The organism is Nocardia sp. CA-119907 (genome assembly GCF_050955995.1).
Lineage (GTDB): Bacteria > Actinomycetota > Actinomycetes > Mycobacteriales > Mycobacteriaceae > Nocardia.
The window spans coordinates 2,820,679-2,845,198 of record NZ_CP192091.1; the positions used below are offsets into that span (position 1 = coordinate 2,820,679).

At 64.7% G+C, this 24,520-nt stretch carries 1 protein-coding gene (cut by a window edge); it reads right to left on the reverse strand.

Features of this window, described 5'->3' with window-relative positions; all coding sequences use genetic code 11:
• Window positions 1-24,360 carry the beginning of a LuxR C-terminal-related transcriptional regulator gene (locus ACQP2D_RS12470; protein WP_433683862.1) on the reverse strand. It extends 38,334 nt beyond the left edge of the window, so only the first 24,360 of its 62,694 coding nucleotides appear in the window; it begins with the start codon at window positions 24,358-24,360; the stop codon falls past the left edge of the window.
• Window positions 24,361-24,520 lie beyond the last annotated feature (160 nt).

A 24,520-nucleotide genomic window follows, 5' to 3' on the forward strand; every position in this document is an offset into this window, starting at 1 on the left:
GTGCTGCGGCGCCGACTGCTCCGGCTCGGGTTGTGCCGCTTGCTGTGGCGCCGGTGTTCGTCGACGCAGCTCGAGTACTGTTCGCTCGAGCGAGTCGTGGAACGACGAGTTGTGCACAAGACGCGCGAACGCGAGTTTTCGCATAACCAGTGGGTGAGCGTAATCCGGCGACTTCGCACGGCCTTCAGCGATCGCGACGAGCAGATTGCGAACTATTTCCGCCGCAGCGTTCAACGGCTGAAGATCAGGCGCGTGAGCTGCGGCGGCAGCGAACGACTGGTCCATCTTTTGAGCGATGTAGAATGCGAAATCCGAGTCCCGGCTCCGGGTCAGGCAATATTCGGCCACCGTAGCGATAATGGGTAGGAGGGATGCCGCAGCAGCGCCGATGTCCTGGCTCGATTCGGCTTGCGCCCGAGCGAATTCCACCAATGTCGAGTGCAATGACCGGAAGGCCTGGTTTACCTCGGCATTGAATCCGTCACCCGATCTGGACAACAGATATTCATCGATGAATTCGGACCAATCCTTACTACCGGTCCCCGGCGGGTCGAGATGGTTGCCGAGACCGTCTGCCTTCTCGATCGCCTTCTCGGCGTCTTCGCGATGATCTGATGTCGGTCTGACATTCTCTGCGAGTGAAGATTCGTCGGCCCAGGGAACGGACTGTATGGTCTTTTCCATGGCTTCGACCATGTGCCCGAGGTGCGATGGCAGAGTATCCAGAAAATTCAGCTCGTTATCTGGACCGGGGAGTTCGGGAACAACCGGTGCGCCGTGGGGAAACGCGCCGGCGAGGTTGAACAGTGCAATCGCCGCGGCATACAGCGCCCGCGCCTCCGGCAGGCGAGCCGTGAGGTACCGGGCGACGTCGAACAGTGTCCGATAGTCGCGGATGCTGCCGGAGTAAGTCTTCACCTTGAATCGGCGGCACTGTTCCCACAACACGACATTGAGCAACCGTCCCGCACCTACCGCAGTTCGGACCGACGGTGACTCACCGCGGCGGAACGCGTCGAGATGAGCCGTGATTTCGGCTGTCGTGTGGGTGATCAGTCGCTGTGCGTCATCATCGGAAAGTGTTGCGGCCCAGTTGTGCAACTCCTGGTTCGTGGAGTTGAGCGGGTCCGGTGTGGCCGGGGCGGGAGTGCGGGCCGCTGCGGTGCCTGCCGCTTGCGTCGCTGCCCCCGGTGTGGGTCTCACCTCGGCCTGCGCAGTTGACCGGGCATCCGATGCACCGCCCGGCCTGCTCGGGTTCAGCGCGTTCACGAGGGCTCGAACCCGGTCGTAGGCCGCGCGATAGCGATCGATCGCCGCAATCGCCCGCGCCGCTGCCTGCCGCTCAGCTTCAGCGTGGAGCAAATGCACCAGCAGGCGAAGTCGCTCCGGGGCAACCGCTTCCGGATCGGCTATGGCATCGGTCAAATCCCCGAGCCGGTCGATCGTCCGGCTCAGCTTCTGGTAGCGCTCCCGAGCCTCGGCCGCTGTTGCGCGCGAATCCACTACTGCGGCATGACGTTCCGCTACCGCATTCGCGCGTACCGACTCCAGCAGCGGGATATCGACGGCCGCCGAGAGGATCCGTACGTCGATGTTTGCCGGGGCCCCTGCCCGCATCGTGGCCAATTCCGCCGCGACCTGGTCGACTCGGTCGGTGGCGGCTTGCAATCGGTCGACTGCCTCCTGCCTGCTCCGCGCATCGCGTATGTCATGTCCTGCGCGTTGGTCGGCGTTATCGGCCGACGCCGCCTGCCGCTCAGCCTCCGCGTGGAGCAGATGCACCAGCAGGCGAAGTCGCTCCGGGGCAACCGCTCCCGGATCGGCTATGGCATCGGTCAAATCCTCGAGCCGGTCGATCGTCCGGCTCAGCTCTTGGTAGCGGTGCTGAGCCTCGGCCGCTGTCGCACGCGAATCCACCGCTGCGGCATGACGTTCCGCTACCGCATTCGCGCGTACCGACTCCAGCAGCCCGATATCGACGGTCGCCAACAGACCCGCGACGTCAATGCTGTTCGGTTCGGAACCGCGGGCATCATCCGGGGTATCGGCCGGGCCGGTAATCGGGTTGCTGGGATGCGTTCGGGGGACGTTGTCCGGGATCGGGTCGAAGAGTGCGGACAGTACGCCGTTTTCGGACTTGAAGTATGCGACGAACGCTCTGTCGACGGTCGGGTAGGGGCGGGTCCAATCGTCGTGATGGCGTACCTGTGGGCTGGCGAGCGAATCGGATATCACGACCTCGCCATCGACATTGGTGATGACGTACCCGTGGGACCTGTCGCCGTGTTCGACGACGACCACTGCGGTGTCCGCGCCCCCACGCTTGTGCCGGATGGCGTCGACGACCGATGCCAGCGGATCGGAATCGTCGAGCTGGTCCGGTTCCGCCGCGGTGGCCGGCAATTCCACTTCGATGAGCTGAGCGGCGATGGCGGATTCCAGATCGGGCCAAAGGTTTTCGCCCTCGCCCGGCTTCTGTGCGCTGTCGTGGCCCAGAGCGTGCAGTGCTGAGACGAGTTGGATGACGCAGTCCTGTCGGCGCTGGACCGAGGTGGCGGCAGTCCGTGCCACGTTGACGAGCAGATCGTGCAGCACGTGTGACGCCTCGGATGCGTTCCGTCCACGTATCCGCACATCGGCGAAACCTTCGGCCAAGGCCTCGCGAGCAAACAACTCCCCATTGCCCTTGAGGCTGTAGCCGCTCAACTCTTTCCGCAGCCACGCGCGGAATTCCGATCTCGCCTGGTCGGGTTGTGGCGTTGCCGCGGAGTCCTTGGCCGCTCGGCTCGCGTGATGCTCGAGAAAATATCTATACAGGGCGGCATCGGCCAGATTATTCGCTCGGCTGTCAGCGAAATAGCTGAGTACGTGACCCAGTTCGTGCATGGCGACGTAGTACGCGAAACGGGCAATAGTCCACGGCCAAAGAAAACCGGTGGCAATGTGCTGTCGATCCGCAACGGGGTCTGCGGTCAGATACATGCGCACGTATTTGCTCGGATGGGTTTGGATGGTCAAACCCAAATTCCAGAACGCCTCCCGCAGTCTGACCCAGTCCAGTGCCAAGATGTCGCCGAGATCGGTGAATACCTCATGAAAGGCCCTGGTGTATTCACGGGCAACATAGTCGGACGTGGTTACATCGAAATCGAAGGCATCGAACCCGAACTCTGCCGTCAGCGCCGCCGCCATCTCGGACGTCGTCATCGTCATCCATCGATCCGGTGGATGACCGTTCATCGCGTCCTGGATCTCGCGATCGAAGCGCCTCTGCCATTCCTCTTCGAACTCGGCGAGAGGGAACGGATTTTGACTACTCTCCGCCGCATCGGCGAGCAACTGCGCCAGGTTCTGAAAGTACCGATTGGTCAATTCGGGCGATCCGCCCGCGAGTTCCTCGGCGCTCACCGCATTCAACTGCGCATAAGGGGCATTGCCATCGGATGGTGTTCCGGGGCGGCCGGAAGCCGGTTCGTCGTTCGGCCCCGACGGGTCGGGATTCACCGGGGCGAGGTAATTGACCGTCCCAGGTGCCTCGACCCCGGGACCGCCGGACGTGTGTCCGGTGAGGTCCAAGTCCGCAGCTTTCATCGCGGCCTCGGTTCGATTGTCGACACCGAGCTGCCGGAAGATGTTCGTCAGATGATTCTTGACGGTCTTCTCGGATAAGTAGAGGGCCTCGGCAATATCCCTATTCCGTTTGCCTTCGGCCAGTAATCCAAGTATCGCGATCTCGCGGTCGGATAGTTGGCCGGGTGCAATCGGAACCGTGGTCTCTGGAGTACCACCGGTGGGATCAACAAGGCCAAGTCTTCTCGCCTTGATAGCGGCTTCGGTTCGATTGCTCACACCTAGCTTCTGGAAGATGCCAGAAACACGATTCTTTACAGTCTTGAATGAATTGCCCTGACGCAGCGCTATCTCTTTGGCCTCGAGACCCTCCGCGAGTAGGCGGAGTGTCTCGATCTCGACGCGGGACAGGTTGTTGAGGACACTGCCGGGGGCGAGGTCCAACTCGGCAGCCTTGACGGCCGCCTCTGTCCGATTGGTGACCTCGAGCTTATCGAATATGCGCCGAAGGCGATTCTTTACACCTTTCTCCGTCAGATTCAGAGCCGCTGCAATTTCCTTGTTCGTCTTGCCGTCGACGAGTAGCCGGAGTGTCTCTCTATCGTAGTTGGTCAGCTCGATTTCGCCGCTCTCGGGGATGTCTTGTTGGTCGAGGCCGAACAAGTTTCTTGCGGTGAGCGCAGCTTCGGTTCTATTGCGTACGTCCAGCTTCCAGAAAGTATTCGACAAATGCTCCGCGGCAGTTTTCTCGGATATGCCGAGCAGTTGTGCGATTTGTCTGTTCGTCTTGCCGTCGGCCGCCAACCTGAGCACCTCTGCTTCGCGAGGGGTCAGTCGGTCGCCACTCGGCCCCACGATCTCCTCGGCGACGGTGTCGATATCGGCGTCGAGGTCAGCGGGCGTAGGTTTCTGGTTCGGCGCATTGTGGGCCGCGCGGGAAGTCGGTTGGTCGTCGGGCGCGGCGGTTGTGATGGTGGCCGATGCGCCACCACCCGACCGAGGCTCGCCATCGGTATCCGTGTCCGACGCAACCTCGGTAGGCTCGCCGGAATCGGTTGTGGTGTGCACTGATTCGGGATCGCCTGTGCCCGAATCGCTCTCGTTTTCCGCGACGATCTCCGGCGATGCCGCCGCATCGTGTGCCGGTACCACCTTCGGTGGGGTGACGTCACTCGTTGCCTTCGCCGGCGTGTCGGTGTGTCCCGCATTCGGTTCGGCGCCGCTGTCGTCCTGCTCAACCGGTTGAGTGTGGCTCGCATTTGCCCATGAGGCGCCGGACTCGGTGAGCCAAGTTGTCAACTTTTCGCGGAGCACCTCGACTGCCTCGGTGCCGCGTGACCCGTCCGGCCCCAGGGTGGCGGTGGAGGTGTCATCGTGCTCCTCCAGGGTGAAAGTGACCAGGATGGAATCGCCACGGACAACTTCGACTGTCAACTCGATCGATATGGTGTCGCCCGACGACTCCGTGCCGGTGTGGCGCACCCAGAAGACAACATCTTTTCCGTCGGGCTGCGGGATGACGCCATAGCCGCCGAACAGTTTGTCGGCGTCGCGGCCGCGGTCATGGAACACCTGTGCGACCGGCATTTGCGTTCCTTGGCCGCACCACAGCAGACCTCGGCGCTCCTCGCCGAGTACGTCGAACGTGCATGCGCTGAGGTCGGCTCCGCTCTGGAGCAAAACGTCCAGAATCTGTGCGGGGACCATGGGATCGGCGTTAGCGTCGCCGAAGTTCTGATCGAACGCCGTGAGCTCGGTCAGTAGGCCGTCGCTCTTCCAGGTTCCGAAGCCGATCAGATCGTCGAGCGAACCGCCCTGCTCGACATAGGCAACCAGAAGCTCATCGTGAAAGGCGTCGGCGGTGACGAACTTTCCCGCAGAAGTCAACAGGAAGGGTTGACCGCCGCGTTCGTCCGCCGCGGTGCGGTACAGCTGATTATTCTCGCCCATGAGGCGCCCGTCCGACCCCACCGTGGGCCAGTCGAGATCTATCTCCGTCGCACTATCGGGAGGAAGGGTCGGCGCGGGCACCGTTTGGTATCCAGCCCGGGTCGGGTGCGCGGAGTCGGATTCGTCAGATATAACTCCTGGCCGCTCTCGTTGACTGGGTCCACCGACCGGCGGGAAGTCGGAGGTGCCCGACAGACGACCGCTGTCGGGATCCTTGATGAAGAACATCGCCGGTCGCGGCACATCTCGTGGCACATGTCCTTTGGGCGTGTGCCCATCCATTGCCGCGATCGGATCGAAATTGTCGAAGTGCTCGACTGGCCCGGGTGGCAGTCCGCCGGTCCGCCGTCCGCCGCCGCCGGATGGCCGCTCGCCACGGTTGGCCGCCGCATCCTCGGTGGACCTCCGCGCACGATCCGGGTGGTACCAGTAGCCGACTTCCTCTGCTGCGGCAAGTACCCGATCTGCGGTGTCACCACCGCGCTTTCCTCGGAATACAGCACTGACGGTGGATTGGGAGACACCTGCGCGTTCGGCGACATCTGCTTGCTTCGGTTGCACCGCGAACCGACCCGGCACGAACCCGTCGTCGAAATGTCCGGGAAAGAACCGCTCTTCGGCAAAGACCGGATCGATCGCCGCCGCGAGTTCTGGCCGAATCTCACCGCCCAACCATTGGGTCGCGACAAGTACCCGTTGTTCCTCCTCGGTGTAGACCGGCTCGGTCCTGCTCAGTACCTCCCCGACCGTCACCCTGGGCACACCGGCGAGTTTGGCGATATCGACCGTTGCGGGTTCCATGGACTCTTCGAGCCCGCTCAGACCGAGGAACCGCTCTGCCAGATCGTGCAACCGTGCTGTTTCTGAAGGGCTCGCGATGGTATCGGCCTGCTGCAGGGTGTTCAGGACTAGATCCCGGTTCACCGCCCCGGGATCCACAGGCCCGGCACCAGGAATGAACATTTGGATCAATACGGCCAGTTCCGCTCGCAGCGCCCGCACCTGCTCGGCGTCGATCGCACCCCGCCGTGGATGCCACAGACCGAGCGCGTCCGTGGCGGTCAGCACTCGCTGCCCGACCTCCGAATCCTCCGGGATCTCACCCCGCAACACCGCGCTGACCGTGGTTTGAGTCACCCCAGCGGCTAGGCCCACCTCTTCCTGCGAGGGTTGCGGGGCGAATGCACCCCTGACGAACCGGCCTTCGGTGAATTGCCCGGCAGTGAACCGGTCCTTGAACGTGGGATCGATGGCGGCCTCGAGGGACGGTGGCATTCGGTAGCCCAGCCATTGGGCCGCGACCAGAACGCGTTGTGCCTCTTCGGTATACGCCGAGGTCTTTCGGTCGAGCACATTGCGGGCATTCGCGAGCGCCACTCCGGCCAGTTGGGCGACGTCGCGGCGGGTCGGCTGCCGAGTCAGCTCTTCCTCGTCCAGGTCGAGGAAGAGCTCTACCAGCCCGACCAGATGATGGATTTCCGATGCCCCTGTCATCTCGGCTACCAGCCGCAATTCGGCCAATGGTCCATCGGTCGCCGGTGACGGAGTCGGGCCCGACCCCGTGGCCATAAGGAGCTGTGCCAGTTCGTGTTTCAGCTCGTCGTCCGGAGCACCTGGGGCCAGTACCATTCGGCGTGCGATCCACGACACGAGGTCCGGCAGCCGGCCGGCGTCGACGACCTGTCGCCAGCCGTTGCTGTCCAAGTATCGCAACTGCTGCTGCACCGCGTCGATCGCCTGCTGCAGCTGCTCTTGCCGAACGCTTGCCGGACTGCACCCCAGTGCGTCTGCCAACCGGACGCGCAGCACTTGCACTTGTTCGGCATCGAGCATTTCGCGGGTATTGCCACGGCTGGGGGGAGTTTCGAGTACAGGAGGTGTTTCGGCGACCTGAGATGTTTCAGCTGGTTTGACGTGTTCGATACCGCCTGCACGCATTGCGACAGGCATGTGGAAGACGTGTTGCTTGGCCTGATTGTCGAGTTCCCAATATCGGAGCAACATATCGGCGTCGCCGGTGTCGAGGTAGTTCTCGATCGCGGTCACGATTGTGACGATCGTCGGTGATTGTGTCGCATGGGCGAGCCGGCGTAGCTCGGAAAGCGGGTCATCGGTCGCCGGGTCGACGATCGGGTGCAACTGCGGAAGCCCGAGCAATCGCGCCAGTTCCCGATCCAGCTCATCGCCTCGCTGGTGTAATGGATTCGGCCCTTCGGGTGCCGGACTGTGATCCACGAGGCGCTGGAGTGTTGCTTCCTGGAGATCATTCTCCAGCTGGAGTCGATCTGCGAACCACTGCAAGAACTGCTGCGGCCAATCCGTTCGGCCCGCATGTGCCAGACTCTCCGGACTCATACCGGCGAGCTGCCACTGCACGATATTCGCGATTTGCCGGACCCGTCCATGGCGGAGCAAGCTTTGCGAAACACCGAACAAGTCGGCCAGCGTCGCACGCGCGGCGTCGCGCACGGTCCGCAGTTGTTCCAGGACACCGGAATTCGGCCCCAACTGCGCCGGATCGGTGCCAACCTTTGCGATGACAGCACCGCGCCCGGACGTTGACGATAGCCGGGCCGATCCAGCATCCGAGGCACCTGCACGGCGCAATTCGGCCACGATCCGACTCGCCGCAGCGTCAGCCAGCGCGCGGGTATCGTGACCGCTGCGATAGCCCAGCATTTTGGTCATCTCCGTGCGGCGAACTGCCCCGAAAAACACAAGTTCGCAATAGGTGCGCTCCTCGGGATGCAATACCTCTATCGCGCGCAGCAACGCCGCGAGGTCACCGTTCACCGCCGCGGCGACTTCAGCGGGAACACGGGCCTCGACTGCTGCTGCCAGTTCGGTGTACTGCCTCGAACCCGGCAGTGGAAGCTCGTCTATTCCGACGTGGAACATCGGCCCACGGGACAACCAATCGACCAAAAGTCGTGGGACGTGACTTCTTAGCGGTCCTCGGACGACGCCATCCATGGCCCGCCAGATCTCAGCGGTGGACATCCCCTGCAGATAGTCCAGCTCTGCGTAAATCCGCTGGACCTCGGTGGGCAGCGCGCCGATGGCTTCCAGCAGCGCCGAGAGATCTCCATTCATCGCCTCCCACAGTTCGCCGGGAACACGTGCTCGCACCGCTGCCAGCAGTTTGATGTGCTCTGGCGAACCCGGTGGTGGAAGCTCATCCCCGACTCGGTATACCGGCCCTCGACTGAGCGATTCCACCAGCAATGCCGGGACATGGCGATGAAGGTGCTTGAATTCGTTTATTTCGATGCCGATTATTTGCACAACCATCGACCGAGGTAGTCCATGTACGTAGTACAATTCGGCAAACGACTTGAATTGCTCCTCTGGCAGCGCTTGGATGGCCTCCAGGAGAGCCGCTAGATCGCCGTTGATCGCATCCCGCAGTCTATCGGGTAGTCGAGAAATCACCTCTTCGAGCAGTTGGCCGTGCTGCGGCGAACTCGGCGGCGGAAGTTGGTCGGTTTGGATTCCGAGTAGCGGCGCCCCCCTCAATAATATCTGCACTAACCGAGGGACATGACGGAGCAGGTTTGTCATTTCCTCGACAGAAATTCCCAACTCGCGCGCGACTCTGAGTCGGGGAAGGCCGTGCAAGTAATACAGTTCGGCGAATCTCATCGACTTTTGATCGGGAAGCTTGGCTATACCCATCAACAGCAATTCGATATCACCGGCCATTACGCCGCGCAGTTCTTCGGGTAGACGGGCCTCCGCTCTTTCCAACAGTCGGTCGTACCCTTCGGACTCCCGCGCTGGAAGACCCTCAGGACCCAGCCAGTTGAACAGCAGTTGGTCCACCAGATCGTTCGACAGTCGTGCTTCGACGTTCTCCGTGGACTCCTCGGCGGAATCGGTCTCGGCCCGGGCTTCCACCATACGAATCAAGGTGGCGACCGCAGCCTGTTCCAGATCGGCGAGTCGCCCCGGCGGGTAGCTGTCATACGGTCGAACTCGCGCGGCCTCGGTTCGGTCATAGCCCAGCCAGAACCTGCGCTCCAACCACATGGCTTGCACGCGAGGCAGGTTGGGCACAATCTGCCCGAATCCTGCGCTGTCCATACTTGCGACCAGTTGGTAGGCCGGATCCGAATCGGCGGCGTCCCGGCGCCGCAACAACTCCAGCACGCTCTCGCGGATCCGTTCGGACTTCTTACCGTCGATCACCGCCCGCGCGACATCGCGTAACCACTCGCTGACCTCCTCGGTCGGTGCCTCCGGCCAGCCCAGCGACTCGGCTCTATCGAAAACCGCACGGTGGACTTCCTGCGCCAACCGCACCAGCGTTTCTGGTGGTCGACGACCGGGAATCGGTGGATCCCCCAACAAGGTGATTACATGTCGCCAGATAAACCGCCCGTACTGTTCATATCGCTGTTCGGCAAGTGCTGGGTCAGCGTCTCGTGCTCCCTGCGAAACCGCACTGGTAGCCGGGCCTGCGGCCGTATCAATCGGCGCGGTGACCATGTCGGTACGCGCACGGTCCTGGGCTGTCGAGCCGGAATCATCGCTGGCGCCCGGTGGTGTTGTGGGTGACGGAGGAGCGGCGGGGGGCGTGGCAGGGATGAGGCCCGCGTCCCGAGCGAACGCTGTCAGCGTCTGGCGCCGAGCCGTACCGAGTACCTGGCGGATGCGATTGCGGTGCCCATGCACTGTCGCTTCGGATATTTCGAGCGATGTCGCGACCTCGTCCTCTGTCATGCCTTCGGCAAGCAGCGTGATCACTTCGATCTGACGGGCGGTCAGCATGGTGAGCGCTGCCGTCGGATCAGGCCAGTGAGTGTCGGATTCTGTCGTGGATCGCTGCTGTGCTTCTGGTGGCGCCGTATCCGCGGGCGCTTGTTCGGCCGGATCGCCTTGCGTACTCGGAGGCGACGCGGAGTCGGATGGCCCGACCCCCGGCACACCGCCGGGCGGCGAGATGAAGGCCTGGTGGCCTTCGGTCGGCAAGCCTTTCTTCGTCCACGGCGACACGACTACCGGAGCGCTATCCGCGCGGCCCGGGGAGAGGTCGAATACGTCATCCGGGGACCCCACATACGCTGGTGGAGGCAGTTCGTATTCGATCCAGACCTGTTTGCCCCACTGCCCGGCCGGTGCCAAATCGACGCCGTATGCGGCGGCTTCGTCCATGACGAGTTTGAAGCCACGCCCGTGCTGGCCCTTGGGGCGGTTCTGCATGAACGCCGATTCCGACTGGCCGAGGTCCTCGGCGTCCCAGTCGATTCCGGCCAGGAACTCGTCCACGGCGTCCATATCGACCACCGACGACGCTTCCACCTGGTCCTCGGTTTCGACCGCGCTCTCCTGCAGCAATTTCGGCAGTCCTCGAGATGTGTCGGCTACCCCGATGCGCACTCTGCCGTTTCGCAGCTGGACCGTCAGCTCGACACCGCCCGTGCGGGCGTGCAGCGCCGCGTTGCTGAGGAATTCCGATATGGCCAGCTCAGCGGCCTCGATCTTCTTGGTGGACAGCAGAGTATTCAGCCGTAGGAATTTCGCGACCTCGCGGCGCGCCCTGCGCGACTCCGGTTCGACCTGACCGCGTTCCAAGGCCAACCTGAAAACCGGATTCGGCGAATGATCGGCCTGTCCTTCGGACAGCGCGAGTTCGAACCATCTCGTTCGCATCCCGTTGGTGTTCAGCTGGTAGCCCCAGCGATGCGATGTGTCGAGCAGTTCGCTGACCTGACCGGATTCGGTCGGCTCAGCCAGCCCCGGTTCGCGGTCCGGCACATCGCGCGTCGGCGGCTCCTGGCTGCGGTCGACAACTTCGACCCGCAGCCCGGTCCCGAGCGGCTGCACCGATGCGGTTACCCGCCCCTGCGCAGTACGCACCAGCGCATCGACCATCGCTTCGGCGGCCGCGACGTCCGCATCATCCGTGAGCAATTCGCGAATGTTCGAGCGTGCGTTTTGGACGCTCGAAACTGTTGCGGCTGCATCGCTTTCGCTGCTCGGTCCGAGGGTGGCGGCAGCCGATTGCCAGTATTCCGGGCTTGCCACCCTGGTCCCATATCCCCGGACAGTGGTGACATACCGTTCGTCGGCCAGATCCTTGTATACCCGCTCTACCGTGGATCGCCCCACTGCTAGCCGTACTGCAAGCTCGGCCGCCCGCGGCAGCAATGTCCCCGGGGAAAGTGCACCGGAACTAACGGCACGCTGGATTCCGAGTTCGATGATCTCCCGGCGGCTGAACTGCTCGGCTTCAGCTACCTCATCCTGCGCCGCGACTGCTTCGACAAGCACCTCGAGGGAGCGCAGCCGCTCCTCGGAACGTTGGGACTCGGCTGTTCGTTCCCGATCGTCAATCGCTTCGGAGGTGTCGATCGGACTCTGGGGCAGCGTCGCAGCCTCGTCGTCGGGATCCTGATCACTATTCGTATCGGATTCGGCGTAAAGGATTTCCGCCAAGTCGTATACGGCATTACTGAGCTGTTTCTTGATCGCGGCTGTGGTGCGGTGTCCGCCCATCGCTTCGACGATCTCGGGGATCGTCATCTCTTCTACGTATCGGAGCTCGAGGCAGCGCTCCCGATCGGCGTTGTCGAGTTGCCGGATGGCGGCCCGCAGTGCGTCGAGCTCGCTATTGTCGCCATGTGCTGCGGTGTCCCGTGCGGACTCGAACGCCGCTTTGATTTTCGCCACGGTCTCGGAGTCCGAGGCGCGCGGAACGGGGCCGCGCGGACGCATCTGCGCCATGCCCGCGCGCAGTTGCTCGCGGGTGGGGAGTGCGGCGGGAGCGGTGCCTGGGATCGGCTCCCCGGCGGGCGCGGAGTTGCGGGCCCGGTGCCGGTCCGCGTCGCGCAGCGCTTCGGCCAACTCTGGGGTTGCGGTGAATGACGCGAGCGCCTGATGAATTCCCCGCAGCAGCGCCGATGTCCGCGACCTACCGACGCGATGCTGCGTTACCAGGTCGGACCGTGACATCTGCGATGTGAGCGTCTGGTGGCTATCGGTCTGCGGGCCCGAATCGGCGATTCTGAACGCAACCATGGTGAGTTGCGAGACTTCCATGTCCAAGCGGCGGAACAGGCGGTCGAGGCGCAGCACATTCGCTTGGGCGAACGCCTGCGCGGCGCGCGCCGCTGACGCGGGTGCCCCGAGGCGCGGACCGAATATCACATCCCTCCGGTCGCTTTCCTCGCGCCAGAGGTCTCGAGCCCGCCGGGCGCGCTCCCGTTCGGCCACCAGGCTTTCGCGGTAGGCGAGCACGCCCCCGAGCGAGGCCCCGGCGATGGATTGATCGGTGACGCCGCGGCGCGACAGAATTCGGTCGAGCTCGGCGACTACGCCGTCGAGCTGTTCGCGAATCGCGGGATCGGCCGTCGGGGCAGCGGTGGTGGGCGTGGTGTCCGAGTTGCTCAGCACGGTGGACCAGACCATGCCGGTGCCGTCGATCTGAACGTGCCGATAGTCGACCTGAATACCGCTGGCCGCCAAGGCATTCAGCGTATCCCGAGGCAGGAAATGTTCCGCATCGGCGAACGGCGACATCAGGGTGAGCACGGTGCCGTCCAGCTTGGCCCAGCGGCTGATCGGCTGCCCCGGCAACTCGCCGAGCCACTGTTGGGCTGCTTCGGCTGCCGCCTGGGTGCGAATGGTCTGGAGCTGCTCGGTGAGCATTTGTATGCGCGCCAGCAGCTTCTTCTGTATGGCCTCGTCGGCTACCGAGAGCCGGTCCGGATCCGCCTGCTCGGGGAATATACGCCGCAGTACGGCTTGGGTGCGGGTGAGCTTGCGCTTGGCGTCGGTGATTCGCGCACCCCACTGCGGCATCGCCGTCCACAGTTCGGTCGCCAGCACGGTGCGCTGCCATGGCTGCTCGAGCGAACCTGTCGTCGGTTCGCCTGTCACCTCGGCGGCCAGCAGCGGCTGTGTGCGCTCGTCGACTGGAATGCCCAACTGCCGCAGTCGATCCTGCCGTTGTGCGGTCGCTTCGCGGATCAGCGCGGGGAGCGCCTCGACCAGCACCCGGCCGGTTCGATCTACCCGCACCTGCCGAGTAACGACGGGAATCCCATACTGCTCGAACGTTTCTCGCAGCACGCCGCTTACGGCGGAGCGCGACCCTGGGCTTTCGAATACTTCCGCACGCACGCCGTCGACGATCAGGCCCTGGGGCCCGAGCGCCAATCCGCCTCGGGCAAACGAAATATCGCGGACCGCGATTTCCTCTGCCCGAGCCCGCGCATGGGCCGATTCGGTGTCGATGGCGGTGCATTCGGGCGCAACGGTCGCGATGTGTCCGCGTAGGGCGTCCAGCTGGGCGCGTTCCTGGGGGTCGAGGAGGGGTCGAGACAGCGCGTCCCGCACCCGATTGCTCAGCTCGGTGATGTTCAGATCCACTGGGAGTGCGCCCGCGTCGACCCACCCGCCGAAACCGAGCAGCTCGGCCAGACCCGGGGTTGCGAGCAGTGCCTCGCGCAGGTTCTGGAGCAGCGCGGCCCGCTGCCAGGCCAGGTCGGAGATCCGCTGAATCCATCGCGCCAGTGCACCGCTCGGCGGAGGCTCCCACTCGGCGAATTCGTGCGTCGAAGTGCCGACGCCCACCGCGGGACGCGCGGGGTCGGCGCCGTGGATTTCCGCCCGCTGCCGATCCACCATGCGCGCCAGCTCATCGAGGACGAAGTTTTGCCATCCAGCTCGATCGGTATGCGTCAGTCCGAGATGGATGCGCCTCTCGGCCGCCTGGGCATCGGCGTTCAGTTCGCGCCACGCCCTTGCCAGCGTGACCATCCGTCCGTTCGGCTTGATACTCGGCTGGAAGCCGGCGGCCGTGGGCGCCGGACCGCGGTCGCTCGCCCGTTGGGCAGCCAGCGCATTCCGCTTCTCCGCGTCCCGCCACACCTGCGCCACCGGGACGCCCCTGAGCAAGGCCTGTAGTGCGTAGACCGGATGGGTGAAATCTTTAGGTGCACTTTTCCCGAAGGCATTGCTGGCTTCGGCCAAGGCCTCTGTGGGGTCGAAAACCAAATGATCGCCGAGGAGTTTCTCGCCCCCAGGCTGACGGGATTCTTCATATACTGCACCCGACCGTATACGCGACCGGGTGTCCTCGTCGAGCTGATTTTGCCATGTCGCGAACACCGCTTCGGCCTGGACTTTGCCTTCGACCCTCGGGACGTCGAATCGCGCCAGCCATTCGTCGAATTCCGCCTCCCTGCCGTTGAATTGTTTCAGCCACGCGTTGTAGGCCGCATAAAAATAGTCTTCCGAAATTATTTCCTTGAAGTGTCGACTGTAGCCATCGAGTTGATCGAGCCAGTCATTGAAGCGCTCCTCCGGGTGGAGTGCACGCGCCTTCTTCAGTCCATCGAAATGTGTGTACAGAAAACCGAAGGCCTTCGACTCCAATGAATAACGACCGACTCTGTGCTTGGCGGTCCAGCTTTCCCGCCTAGCGGACCGGCTGAAGGCTCGTCGAGCGCTCGGATCCCGAAGGTGTGCAAGTTCATGACGAAGGGTGTCGTATACGGGGTCGCCGGTCGGCGCCATCAACGAGCCATCTCGGACATCCTCCTCGAAACTTTCTCGAAAGAGCTTGATGTTGCCGAAATATGTCGCGTTCAGACAGACGACATGGTCGAGACCATCGAGCACGGTTCCTGTGGAGGCGTATCTTTCATCGTCCATCTTGGCGACCACGACCGCATCGACCAGAAGGGCAGGGTCTTCGGTGTACTCGTCCACGATCGCATTTCGGATCGAAAGCGCCGTCTCTATGGAAATCGTCTTTTCATCCAGCCCGAGCACTTCGATCCCGTAGGTCTTCAGCAACTCGGCCGCGATAGCCTGTTTGATCTGCCGGGCGGCGCTGTCATCGGAGTTCACGACCGGGCTTTGTGGCGGCGCAGCGGTGTTTCCGGATCTGGCCGCAGCCTGCTGTCGGGGGATGTCATCTGCCACCGGCCGCGCGCGAAGCGGTATTGCCGCGCGCGCAGCCGCGTTGGATTCGTCCGCGGCGATACGTGGATCCTTATCGGGCATCGGAATATCAGCCAGATCGAGATATCCGAGGCGCAGGGCCTGCGCGACGGCACCAGCCCGGCTGCGAACGCCGAGCATTTCGAAGATTCGCAGGAGTATCTGCCCGACCGAATCAGGCGACAGTTCGAGGTGCCCGGAATTTCCTATCTGCTCGTTTGTCTGTCCCGCGGCCGCCAATCGGACAATTTCGAGTTCCTGATCGGACGGCTGCCTATGTGAGGGGATTCCTGGTCCTGGGATGTCGTCCAGGTCCATATAGCCGAGGCGCAATGCTTGAACTATCGCTTCGACGCGGGTCCCGACGCCGAGCTTCCGGAGCATGCGATTGATCTTTGTCTGGACGACATCTCTGGCCAGGCCGGTCTGTTGCGCGATCTCGACCGTTGTCTTATCCGCGAAGATCATTCCGAGTATCTCGGCCTCGCGCGGAGTCAGCGGTCGCGACGGCAGGTGTTCCGGCTCCGGGATATCGCTCAGGCCGGAGATGCCCAGGCGCAGCCCCAGCTGCACGGCATGGGTGATATCGGTGGCGCCGAGCTTCGCGCGGATATTCTTGGCATCGTTCTGCACATCGCGGTAGCGTCGGCCGGTGTCGCTCGCTATTTCGGCGGGAGTCTTGCCTGCCGCGAATTCAGCGAGGACCGCGAGTTCGATGTCGGTTAGTCCGGCATTATTTTTGTTTTGTCGATCGGCGAGCTGCTGCCCGAGACGGGTGATCGCGTCGAATTGTTCCCCTGTGAGATCTTGGCCGCTGCGCATCGCTGCGACTGCGGAGACGAGGAAGATGCGGTCACGGGCGTCCAATTGCGTGAGGCTGTTGTCGGACCCGGGCGCACGGTCGTCAGGATCCCATCCGAGTGCGGTCAGTGTCTGCCGGAGGGTGTCGTGACCGTATCGCTTGCGCAACTCCGCGATGAGGGCCTGATTGGGTACCGTGCTCGGCAATGGTGAACTCGGACGACCGCCTGGATGGACGGCTGTGACGGTCCCGCCGATATTCGTAGTGCCCGAATAGGTTTCGCGTGAGACGCCGGACAACTCGATGCCTCGTTCGAATGCCGCCGCGACCGGATCATCCTGTGCCGAAATGCCTAGCTTCCGGCGGATCCGTCCGATATAGGTCTTGACGGTGTTATCGGCCAAGCCCAGCAGCGCCGCGATCCCCGCGACCGTCTGCCCCGTGGCGACCAGGGCCAGAACCTCACGCTCCCGTCGGGACAGCGTGGGCTCATCGGTGCGCACCTCGGCCGAGTTCGTCCACGTCGGACCGTCGAGGTCGAGTAGGCCCTCACGGAGGCCGACGGCGACCATGCCCGCGCGGTCGTGGATCCCGAATCGAGTGCCGATCACATCGAGGGATAGCTTCACCTGCGACTCTGACAGCGGCACGACCTCCGAGATGGCCTCGTCCGCAAAACCTTTCGCGACCAACGTCAGAATCTCGACCTCGGTGCCGGTCAGTGCGACGGCTCCGGGCCGTTCCGCCACCGGGAAGTCGGTGATATCGAGGTCGCCCCGACGGACCGCCAAGGCCACCGCTGCGGGCCCGTTGGCAGCGCCGAGTTTATTCGCGGCACGGTCTTTGGCCGCGACGGCTTTCCGCCGTGACCAACCGAGCGGGTCGAGCGCTGCTACCTCGAACGGCAGCAGGCCCTGAGCTGTCCCGTACAGAACAACGACTTCATCATCGGTCAGGTCCGGGCCGATTCCGGGCACGCGTTGTTCTGCGGCAACGGATCTGGCCAGGCGGCGCAAAGCGCCTGCGGTGATGGTCCGCACGGCGGCAGCCCGGAGGGGGCGGGGCCTGGCCACGCTCCTGTTCATGGTCGTTGCTGTCTGGGCTTCTGACCGTTCGTATTCGAACCGGAGGGAAAGCGCCTCCTGCTGAGTCGATGACAGTGCGCTGACATGACGCAGAAGAGCGGCGACCGGCATGTTGGCCATGGTCGCGACCACCGGGTCGGATGCAGTTACGCCTTCGAGTTTCGTGTACGCGGCCACGAGCCGTTGCTTGAACAAGGCGGCTGCCTGTGGTTCTGCGGTGGCCGGTCCGGCGGGTGGTGGCGCGTCCGGCGCTCCGCTCGAATCCGCAAGCGTCGGGCCGAGTTCGGGCGCCGTCTCATCGGTTGCCGGCACGGCGGAAATGGGCGGCGTCGATTGCGGGTCGCCCGTGAGCTGTTCATCGGTCGGCTGGTGCAGGGGGGCCGTAGCACCGCCCTGATGTTGTGCGGCCACCGCTTGCACATAGGTGTCGGGTGCGCCGACCACCACAGTCTGGGCCTGTGCTCGCACCGCCTTGGTCACACCGGTTATCGCGGCGAGTTGCACAGGGCTGAGGTCGTGACCGCCGCGCAGTGCTTCGAGTGTGTTGGTGAAGTGTTCGACTTCGGTGTCTGCCGCGCGACCGAGGCCGTCCAGCAACACGTTTTGCAGCTGTGCGGCCAGGTACTCGCCGGGTTGTTGGCCGGCGGGGATCTGCCATCGGTTGAGTTGGGCGGTGTGGTATCCAGCCGTGTTGATCGCGTGGGCGAGCTGTTGCACGGGCTCGGGTGCTGTGCCGTGTGCGGGGTCCCAGCCCAGCATGGTGAGCACGTACTCGAGGGTTGCGTCCCCGAAGCGTTGTTGTAATGCCTGTGTCGCGCTCGGATGGCCGTCTTGTGCTTGCCGCAGAACCGTGGCCGTGTCGTCGACCAGCTCCCGGCCGGATTTGCCGATCTTGTCGGCAAGTATGTCTTGTTGCCCGAGGGTGGCACGGCTGAGGATGTGATCGGATGAAGTCGGTAGCACCTGGTTGATGGGCGGCTGATTCGACGGCTGTGGTGTCGGGGTGGCGTGAGGTGTTGGTGGTGCGTTGGGGAGGTGGGCACCAGTGGCGGGTGGGGTGTGGGCTTGGTTGGCGCGTCTGATCGCGCGTTCGAGGCGGGCGCGTTCGGCGGCTTCGTTTTGTAATTCGGGGGTCAGGTTGCGGAGTTGCTGCTCGGCCGCGGTGAGTTTCTTCTCGGCCGCGGTGAGTTTCTCCTCGGCTGTGGCGAGTTTCTGTTCGGCTGTGGCGCTGTCGGCGGCTGTGGCGTCGGGTTTCGCTTTTGCCGCGGCCGGGGCGGCGCTGTCGGTGTTGGCTGGTTGGGTGGCATCGGGTGTGTCGGCTGCGCGGGTTGCTTCGATGTGGTCTTTGACAGCTTGGGCGTGTTCGGTTGCGGCGTTGCGGAAGTGCGTGATCGCCACCTTGGCCCGGGGACTTTGTGTCTGGCTGTAGAGACTGCCGTCGACTGTGTCGCTGGTTCCGTGGCTGCCGTGACGGCCGTTGCGGCCGGCGCGTGCGGCGCATTGGTCGTTGGTATCGGGGTTGGCCGAGCGGCCCAGCATGTGAGCGTGTAGCCCGCCCAACTGGTTGACGTTGTCGTCGACGACGGCGTCGAAACCACGGCCGAGCATCCCGGGCGTGCCGACGGTCACGTTGCCCTTCTTGTGTGTGCTGGTTTTGTATGCCGCCTCGCCTTCTTCCCTGCCCTCTTCCCGGCCGCGTGGTGTGTCGTGTTCTCCCGCCGTGCCTGGCTGTTCCACCGTGTGCTGCTTGCCCGCCGTGGCCATGACCCCGGTGAGGTGCTCCTCGGCCGCGTTGTTGTCACGGAATTCGGCGAACCATTTGCCGGTGATGGCGGTGTGTTCGACACCGTTCTTTTTCAGCATCAGCGAGAATTTCCAGGCCACGTCGTTGGCGGCGATAACCAGGACGGGTCTGCCCTCGTCCTGCAGTTCACGGACCCGCTCGACCGCGTCTTTGAACATCTCCGGTCCGGTGAGGAAGATCCGATCCTGCTCACCGACCAGGTTTGATTTTCCGAAGTTCTCGATCTTCGCCAGACCGCCCTGGACAGGGAAATTGTCCTTGATCTCGGTGGCGGTGCGTTCGAGCGTGCCCGACATCAGGTTCAACCGCTGGTATCCGCCGAGTACGGTCTCCACGGTGACCTGTTTCATCCCTGTCCCGTCGGAATAGACCTGGGCGTCGAACATCGCTTCGACCATTTTGTGGCGGCCGCCGAACCAGCGACTGTCGGTGCCGGTTTTCGGGTCGCTGCGGGGTTTACCGTTCGCGTCGAGGATTTGGATCTTGTCGTCGAATTTCTGGAAATCCCGATTCAGTTTCAACCGGCCCGCTTTGACGTCCATGAAAGCGCGGGCCATCTCGGTTTCCTCGGTGGTGAACCCTCGACCAGTCCGCTGTTCCCACAACCGGCTGACCGTTTCCAGGCTCTCCAGCGGGCGGGCACGCAGATCCGCCGAGGTCAACTCCCGGTGCGCCATCACTGCCCGCATGAATTTCAGCACCGATCGCACTCGGGCGGCCTCGGTGTAGATGGCTGGGGCACGCTGTCCGTCGGATTGGTAGTGAATCGTCTCGTCGTGGATCAGTACCGCGTCGGCCTCGTCGATCGTGGCGGTGTCCCCCGGCGGCGGCCGATCGAACAACTGTGCGGTCGCGCGCTCGTCATAGGTCAGGTAATAGACGGTCGGGTGTTGCGGATCGGCCGGTGGATTGTCGGTATCCCAGCGCGACACCTCGTAACCGAGCCTGCGCAGCATCGGCCCGAACTCCCGAACACCTTCGTTGGCCAGCACCTCGGTCGTGGTGATCACATGATGGACCCGCACCGACCGCCCGTCGGCGAGTTGCACCGGCTCGCCCCGCGAGAGCTGCCACAACCCATCCAACGCGCCGACCAGAGACTTGCCCTGCCCCGTGCCCATCTGCCGCATGAACCCGCGTTCCCCGACCAGGAACGATTTGATCTGATTCCACCGTGGCGTCTTGCCCGTGCCCTCACGCATGGCGTCGAAGCAGCGCAGCAGCGACTCCACCTCATCACCGTTCTCCATCACCTGTCGGCGCTGGGCCCACGACTCACCGGCTAGCTCCTCCTGCCGTGCCCGATACACCTTCAGCGCCTTCTTCGCCGCCGCGGTGTACTGCTCGCTCTGCTGCTCGGTGAGATCTTGTTTCGTCTGCGGATCGGCCCGCGGCAACTCCGCCAGCTCGACTCGCAACTCCGATACCGCCAACTCGCGGGCTACCGCGGCCGATACCGCGTCGTGCTCGGCGACTGCGGCGTCGTGGGCGGCGCGCGCCTCGGCCAGCTCCGCACGCGCCACCTCGGCCTGGGCGTGGGCCGCGCGCTCGGCCTCGGCGGCCACCCGATCGGTGGGACTGCTCCCCGTGAGCAGCTCACCCAGCTTGTCAGCGATGCTCCGGCGGGTGGCGCGTTCGTGCGCGGCCGCCGCGCGCGCCTTGTTCTCCTTCTCTCGCAACACTTCACGCGCCGCGCGCTCCCGCTCCGCCGCCGCATCCACCCGCCGCTGCTGATCCTCCCGCAGCGCCTCGTGACGCTGCCGCTCCTGCGCAATCCGCTGTTGCGCCTCGGCTTCGCGTTCAGCGGCGCCGCGGCCGGTGGCGCTGGGTTCCTCGTGGCCGGTGGATGCCTGCTCATCACCGGACTTCGCCGCCACATCGGCGCTTTGCGGCACTTGTCCGGCCGCGTCGTCGTCGGGTGCAGCGCCCTTGACAGCGTTGGGTTCACTAGCGCCGTCGACGGCATCCGGCTCGCCTGGCTCATCGACGGTTTTGCCGGACTTGGCTGCGCTGGCACCTTCCGGGGGGTCGGCGGAGTCGGGTTGTGCTGTGGCTTCCTCTGCGGGGTGCGGGCGAGGGCCGTCGGTCGCTTCTGCGCGCGGTTGACGGGAGGCCGGAGCGTCATCCGGCGTGGGGCCGTGTTGTGTCGATGGTTGGGCTGTTGGTTCGTCGGCGTGGCTGCTCGCGGTGGGCGGATCGTTGTCGGTGGGCTGTCGCACCTCGTCGGTTGTCTTGGCGGGCGTGTTGTCCGCCGCGGGCTGCGCTGTGGCTTCCTCGGTCGGGTGCGGGCGAGGTCCGTCGGTCGCTTCGGCGTCGGCGGGGTGCGGGCGGCGAGCGTTGTTCGCTTCGGCGTCGGCGGGGTGTGGGCGGCCGGATGCGGGGGCGTCATCCGTCGTCAGTCCGTGTTGTGTCGACGGTTGGGCTGCCGGTTCGTCCGCGTGGCCGCCCGCCGAATCGCTGTCGGCGGGATGCCGCACCCCGGTAGCGGTAGCGGGCGCGTCGTCTCCGGCGGTATCCGGTGCTGCTGATGGTTGTTTCGCTGCGGGCGCGTCGATGGTCTGCTGATCGGGGTGCGGATCAGGGGCTCCGGTGTGTTCCGGGGTGGTGTCGGGTCCGTTGCCGTCGGCCGAGCCGATCTTGCCGCGTGCCGAACCTTCGCCGCCACCAGGTGCATCGGAGGTTATTGTGCGGTTGGTTGCGTCGGCAGCTGGTGTGGTGTGGGATTCGCCGAGGTGCGGCTGGTCCGCAGACCTGGGTTGGCTCGATGCCGAATCGGCGGGGTGTCCGACCAATCCCGCCTCGTCGGGAGCCGAGACGCTCACGAGGACGGGAGCGGTCTCCGGTGCGTTGGTCGGCGTGACCTCGAGTTCCGGGGGTTTGGTGTCGGTTTGGGCGGTAACCACCATGCGGCGCCTACCCTGTCGCGGTGCGCCCACCGCTGCGCCGCCGCGACGGTCCTGGCCACGCTGCGGTGACCCAGCCGGTGTGTCCGGACCGGGACGGGTACCGGCTCGTTGGCCGTCGACGAGTTGCGGCTGCGCGGCACCGGCCCGTGCGGGGCTGTTGGGTGCCGCGTTCGAAGCTGCTGGGACCGGTTGCGGCTGTTCACCATTCGGGTCCGCACCGGCGGGATGCGGCCGTGCGCCGCCGTTCGCGTCGGCGTCGGCGGGATGCGGCCGTGAGCCGTCGTTCGCGTCGGTGTCGGTGGGATGCGGCCGTGAGCCGTCGTTCGCGTCGGCGTCGGCGGGATGTGGCTGCGGGCCACCCTTTGCATCGGGTTCGGCAGGGTGTTGTCCGCCGGAGACGCCGGTATCGTCCGGCGCGGAACCTTGCTGCTGGGTGGGTGGTTGAGCTGCCGGTTCGTCGGGGTGGGTGCGGTTGGCCGGGGCGCTGTCGGCCGGATGCGGCTGCGGACCGGCTGTGGCCTGTTCGGCAGTGGTATGCGGAGCCGGGGCCTCGGAATCGATCAGTGGGGTGGCACCGGCATCTGCCATCGGGGTCACCGGGGACGGTTGTGCCCCATCGGTGCTCGGGCCGACGTGAACAGGGGCCGGTACCGAGCCGTGCCCGTTGTCGGCGGGCTGTTGGACCCGAGGGCCGGATCGCTCGGCTGTGGGACCGGAATCCCGAACCGGTCGTGCCGTTGGTTCATTGGTGTGTGGGCGCGCATCGACAGGTTCGCCGTCGGCCGGATGTGGGGTCGGCCGCTGCGCCTCCGGTGCCGGACCGTCGGGGTGTGGGCGGGCGTTGACCGCGTCACCGTCGGCGCGTTGGTGTGCCGGTCCGTCGGCCGCGGGGGCATTGGCGGAAGGTCCTGCTGCCTGGGGCGCTCCGGAATTTGCGTGCGGCGCACCGCCGTTATTGGCCGCGTATACCGCCTGGATCGGTGGTGCGATATTCGACGGCATCCGAGCGCCGGTGGGGTGTTGGATTTGGTCGGCGGTGACGATGTTCACGCCGTCAGGAGGCACAGTGTCCGGATTCTTGGGCTTCCAGATATTGCCGATGTGGTAGTCCTCGCGCATGAACGACGCCGGTGCCGGTCGGTTGGGCTCGGCCGCAGGCTGGCGCAGCCGCGTGAGGATCTGGGAGAGCTGCTGGTTCAGCCGGGCAGGGTCGGTCGTGTTGAAGTCGCCGAGGCCGTGGTTGGCGAACGCGTTGACGAGTGCTTGGGTTTGCGAGCGGCCGGTGGGTTCGGCGGGCGCGGTGGTGGCGGCGGGCTCCGATGCGGGTGTTGGCGTGGCGTTGCGGATTTCGGCGGCGCCGTGGGCGGCCGCGCCGAGGAAGCCGCCGGTGACGGCGGGCAGGAGGCCTTCGGTGATGGCTTTGGTGGTGAATTGTTGGCCGGAGAGCAGGATGGACGTGAGGGCGCCGAGGATGCCGCCGGCGAGACCGCCGGTGGCGCCGACGAGGCTGGTGCCGACGAGTTGGTAGGCCAGGCGGCGGGTGGTGGTGGTGGCTTGTTCCGCGCGGGCGATGGTGCGTGGGATGATCCAGCGTCCGCCGATCCACTGGCCGGCGAGTGCGCCCGCGCCGCCGCCGACACCGCCGGCGGCGGCGGCGATGCGGGCGGATGTCCAGTCCATGTGTTCGCGGTTGCCCGCGAGGACCTGACCCGCTTGCACGGCGACGTTGATGCCGCCGACCTGCAGAGCTCCCCAGAACATCGCTTTGCCCGCGAGGACGATGGCGCCGCGTTGGGCCGCGTATTTCGAGGACTGTCCGGCCAGGAAGATCAGGAGTCTCCGGGTGGCGATCTGGCACTTGGTCTCGGTTTCCATCCGGTCGATATAGGCCTCGAAGGCGGCGCCGGCGGGGGAGAACATGAGCGCGGCGCGGGCCATCTGCCAGGCCAGGAGCAGCCCGAATCCGATGACGGTCCACTTCTGCTCTTCGAGGGTGTTGGCGGCCTCGTAGAGCTCCTCGACCAGGGTGTCGATGAAATCGGCTTGGGCGCGGAACTTTTCGGCGAGGTCGAGGTGGTTTTGGGCGATCGCGGTCCCCGTGTCGCCCCGGAGGTCGTTTTTGGTGCGTGTCGCCAGGGCTTCGTGGTGCTCGGCGTAGCCGCGGCACTGTTCGGCCCTGTCCGACCAATAGTCGGCCGTGCGTCGTGACGCGGTTTCGTCGCCGTCGGGGAAGTGCCCGGCGACGCAGTCCATTACCGGTGCGGGAAACCACGCTGGAAGAGTCAGCGTCATTTACCCCGCGACCCCACCAAATCTCTCCCGGCCAGCAGACTTCCGCCTCTCCAGCAACACCCGATCCAACGCGGTTAATTTTGGCCTACGTCCACGCGAATTCTCTGCTGTGGGAATACCGCTGCGGTCGGCATCCCTCTCCGACCGCGTGCGGCCGCAA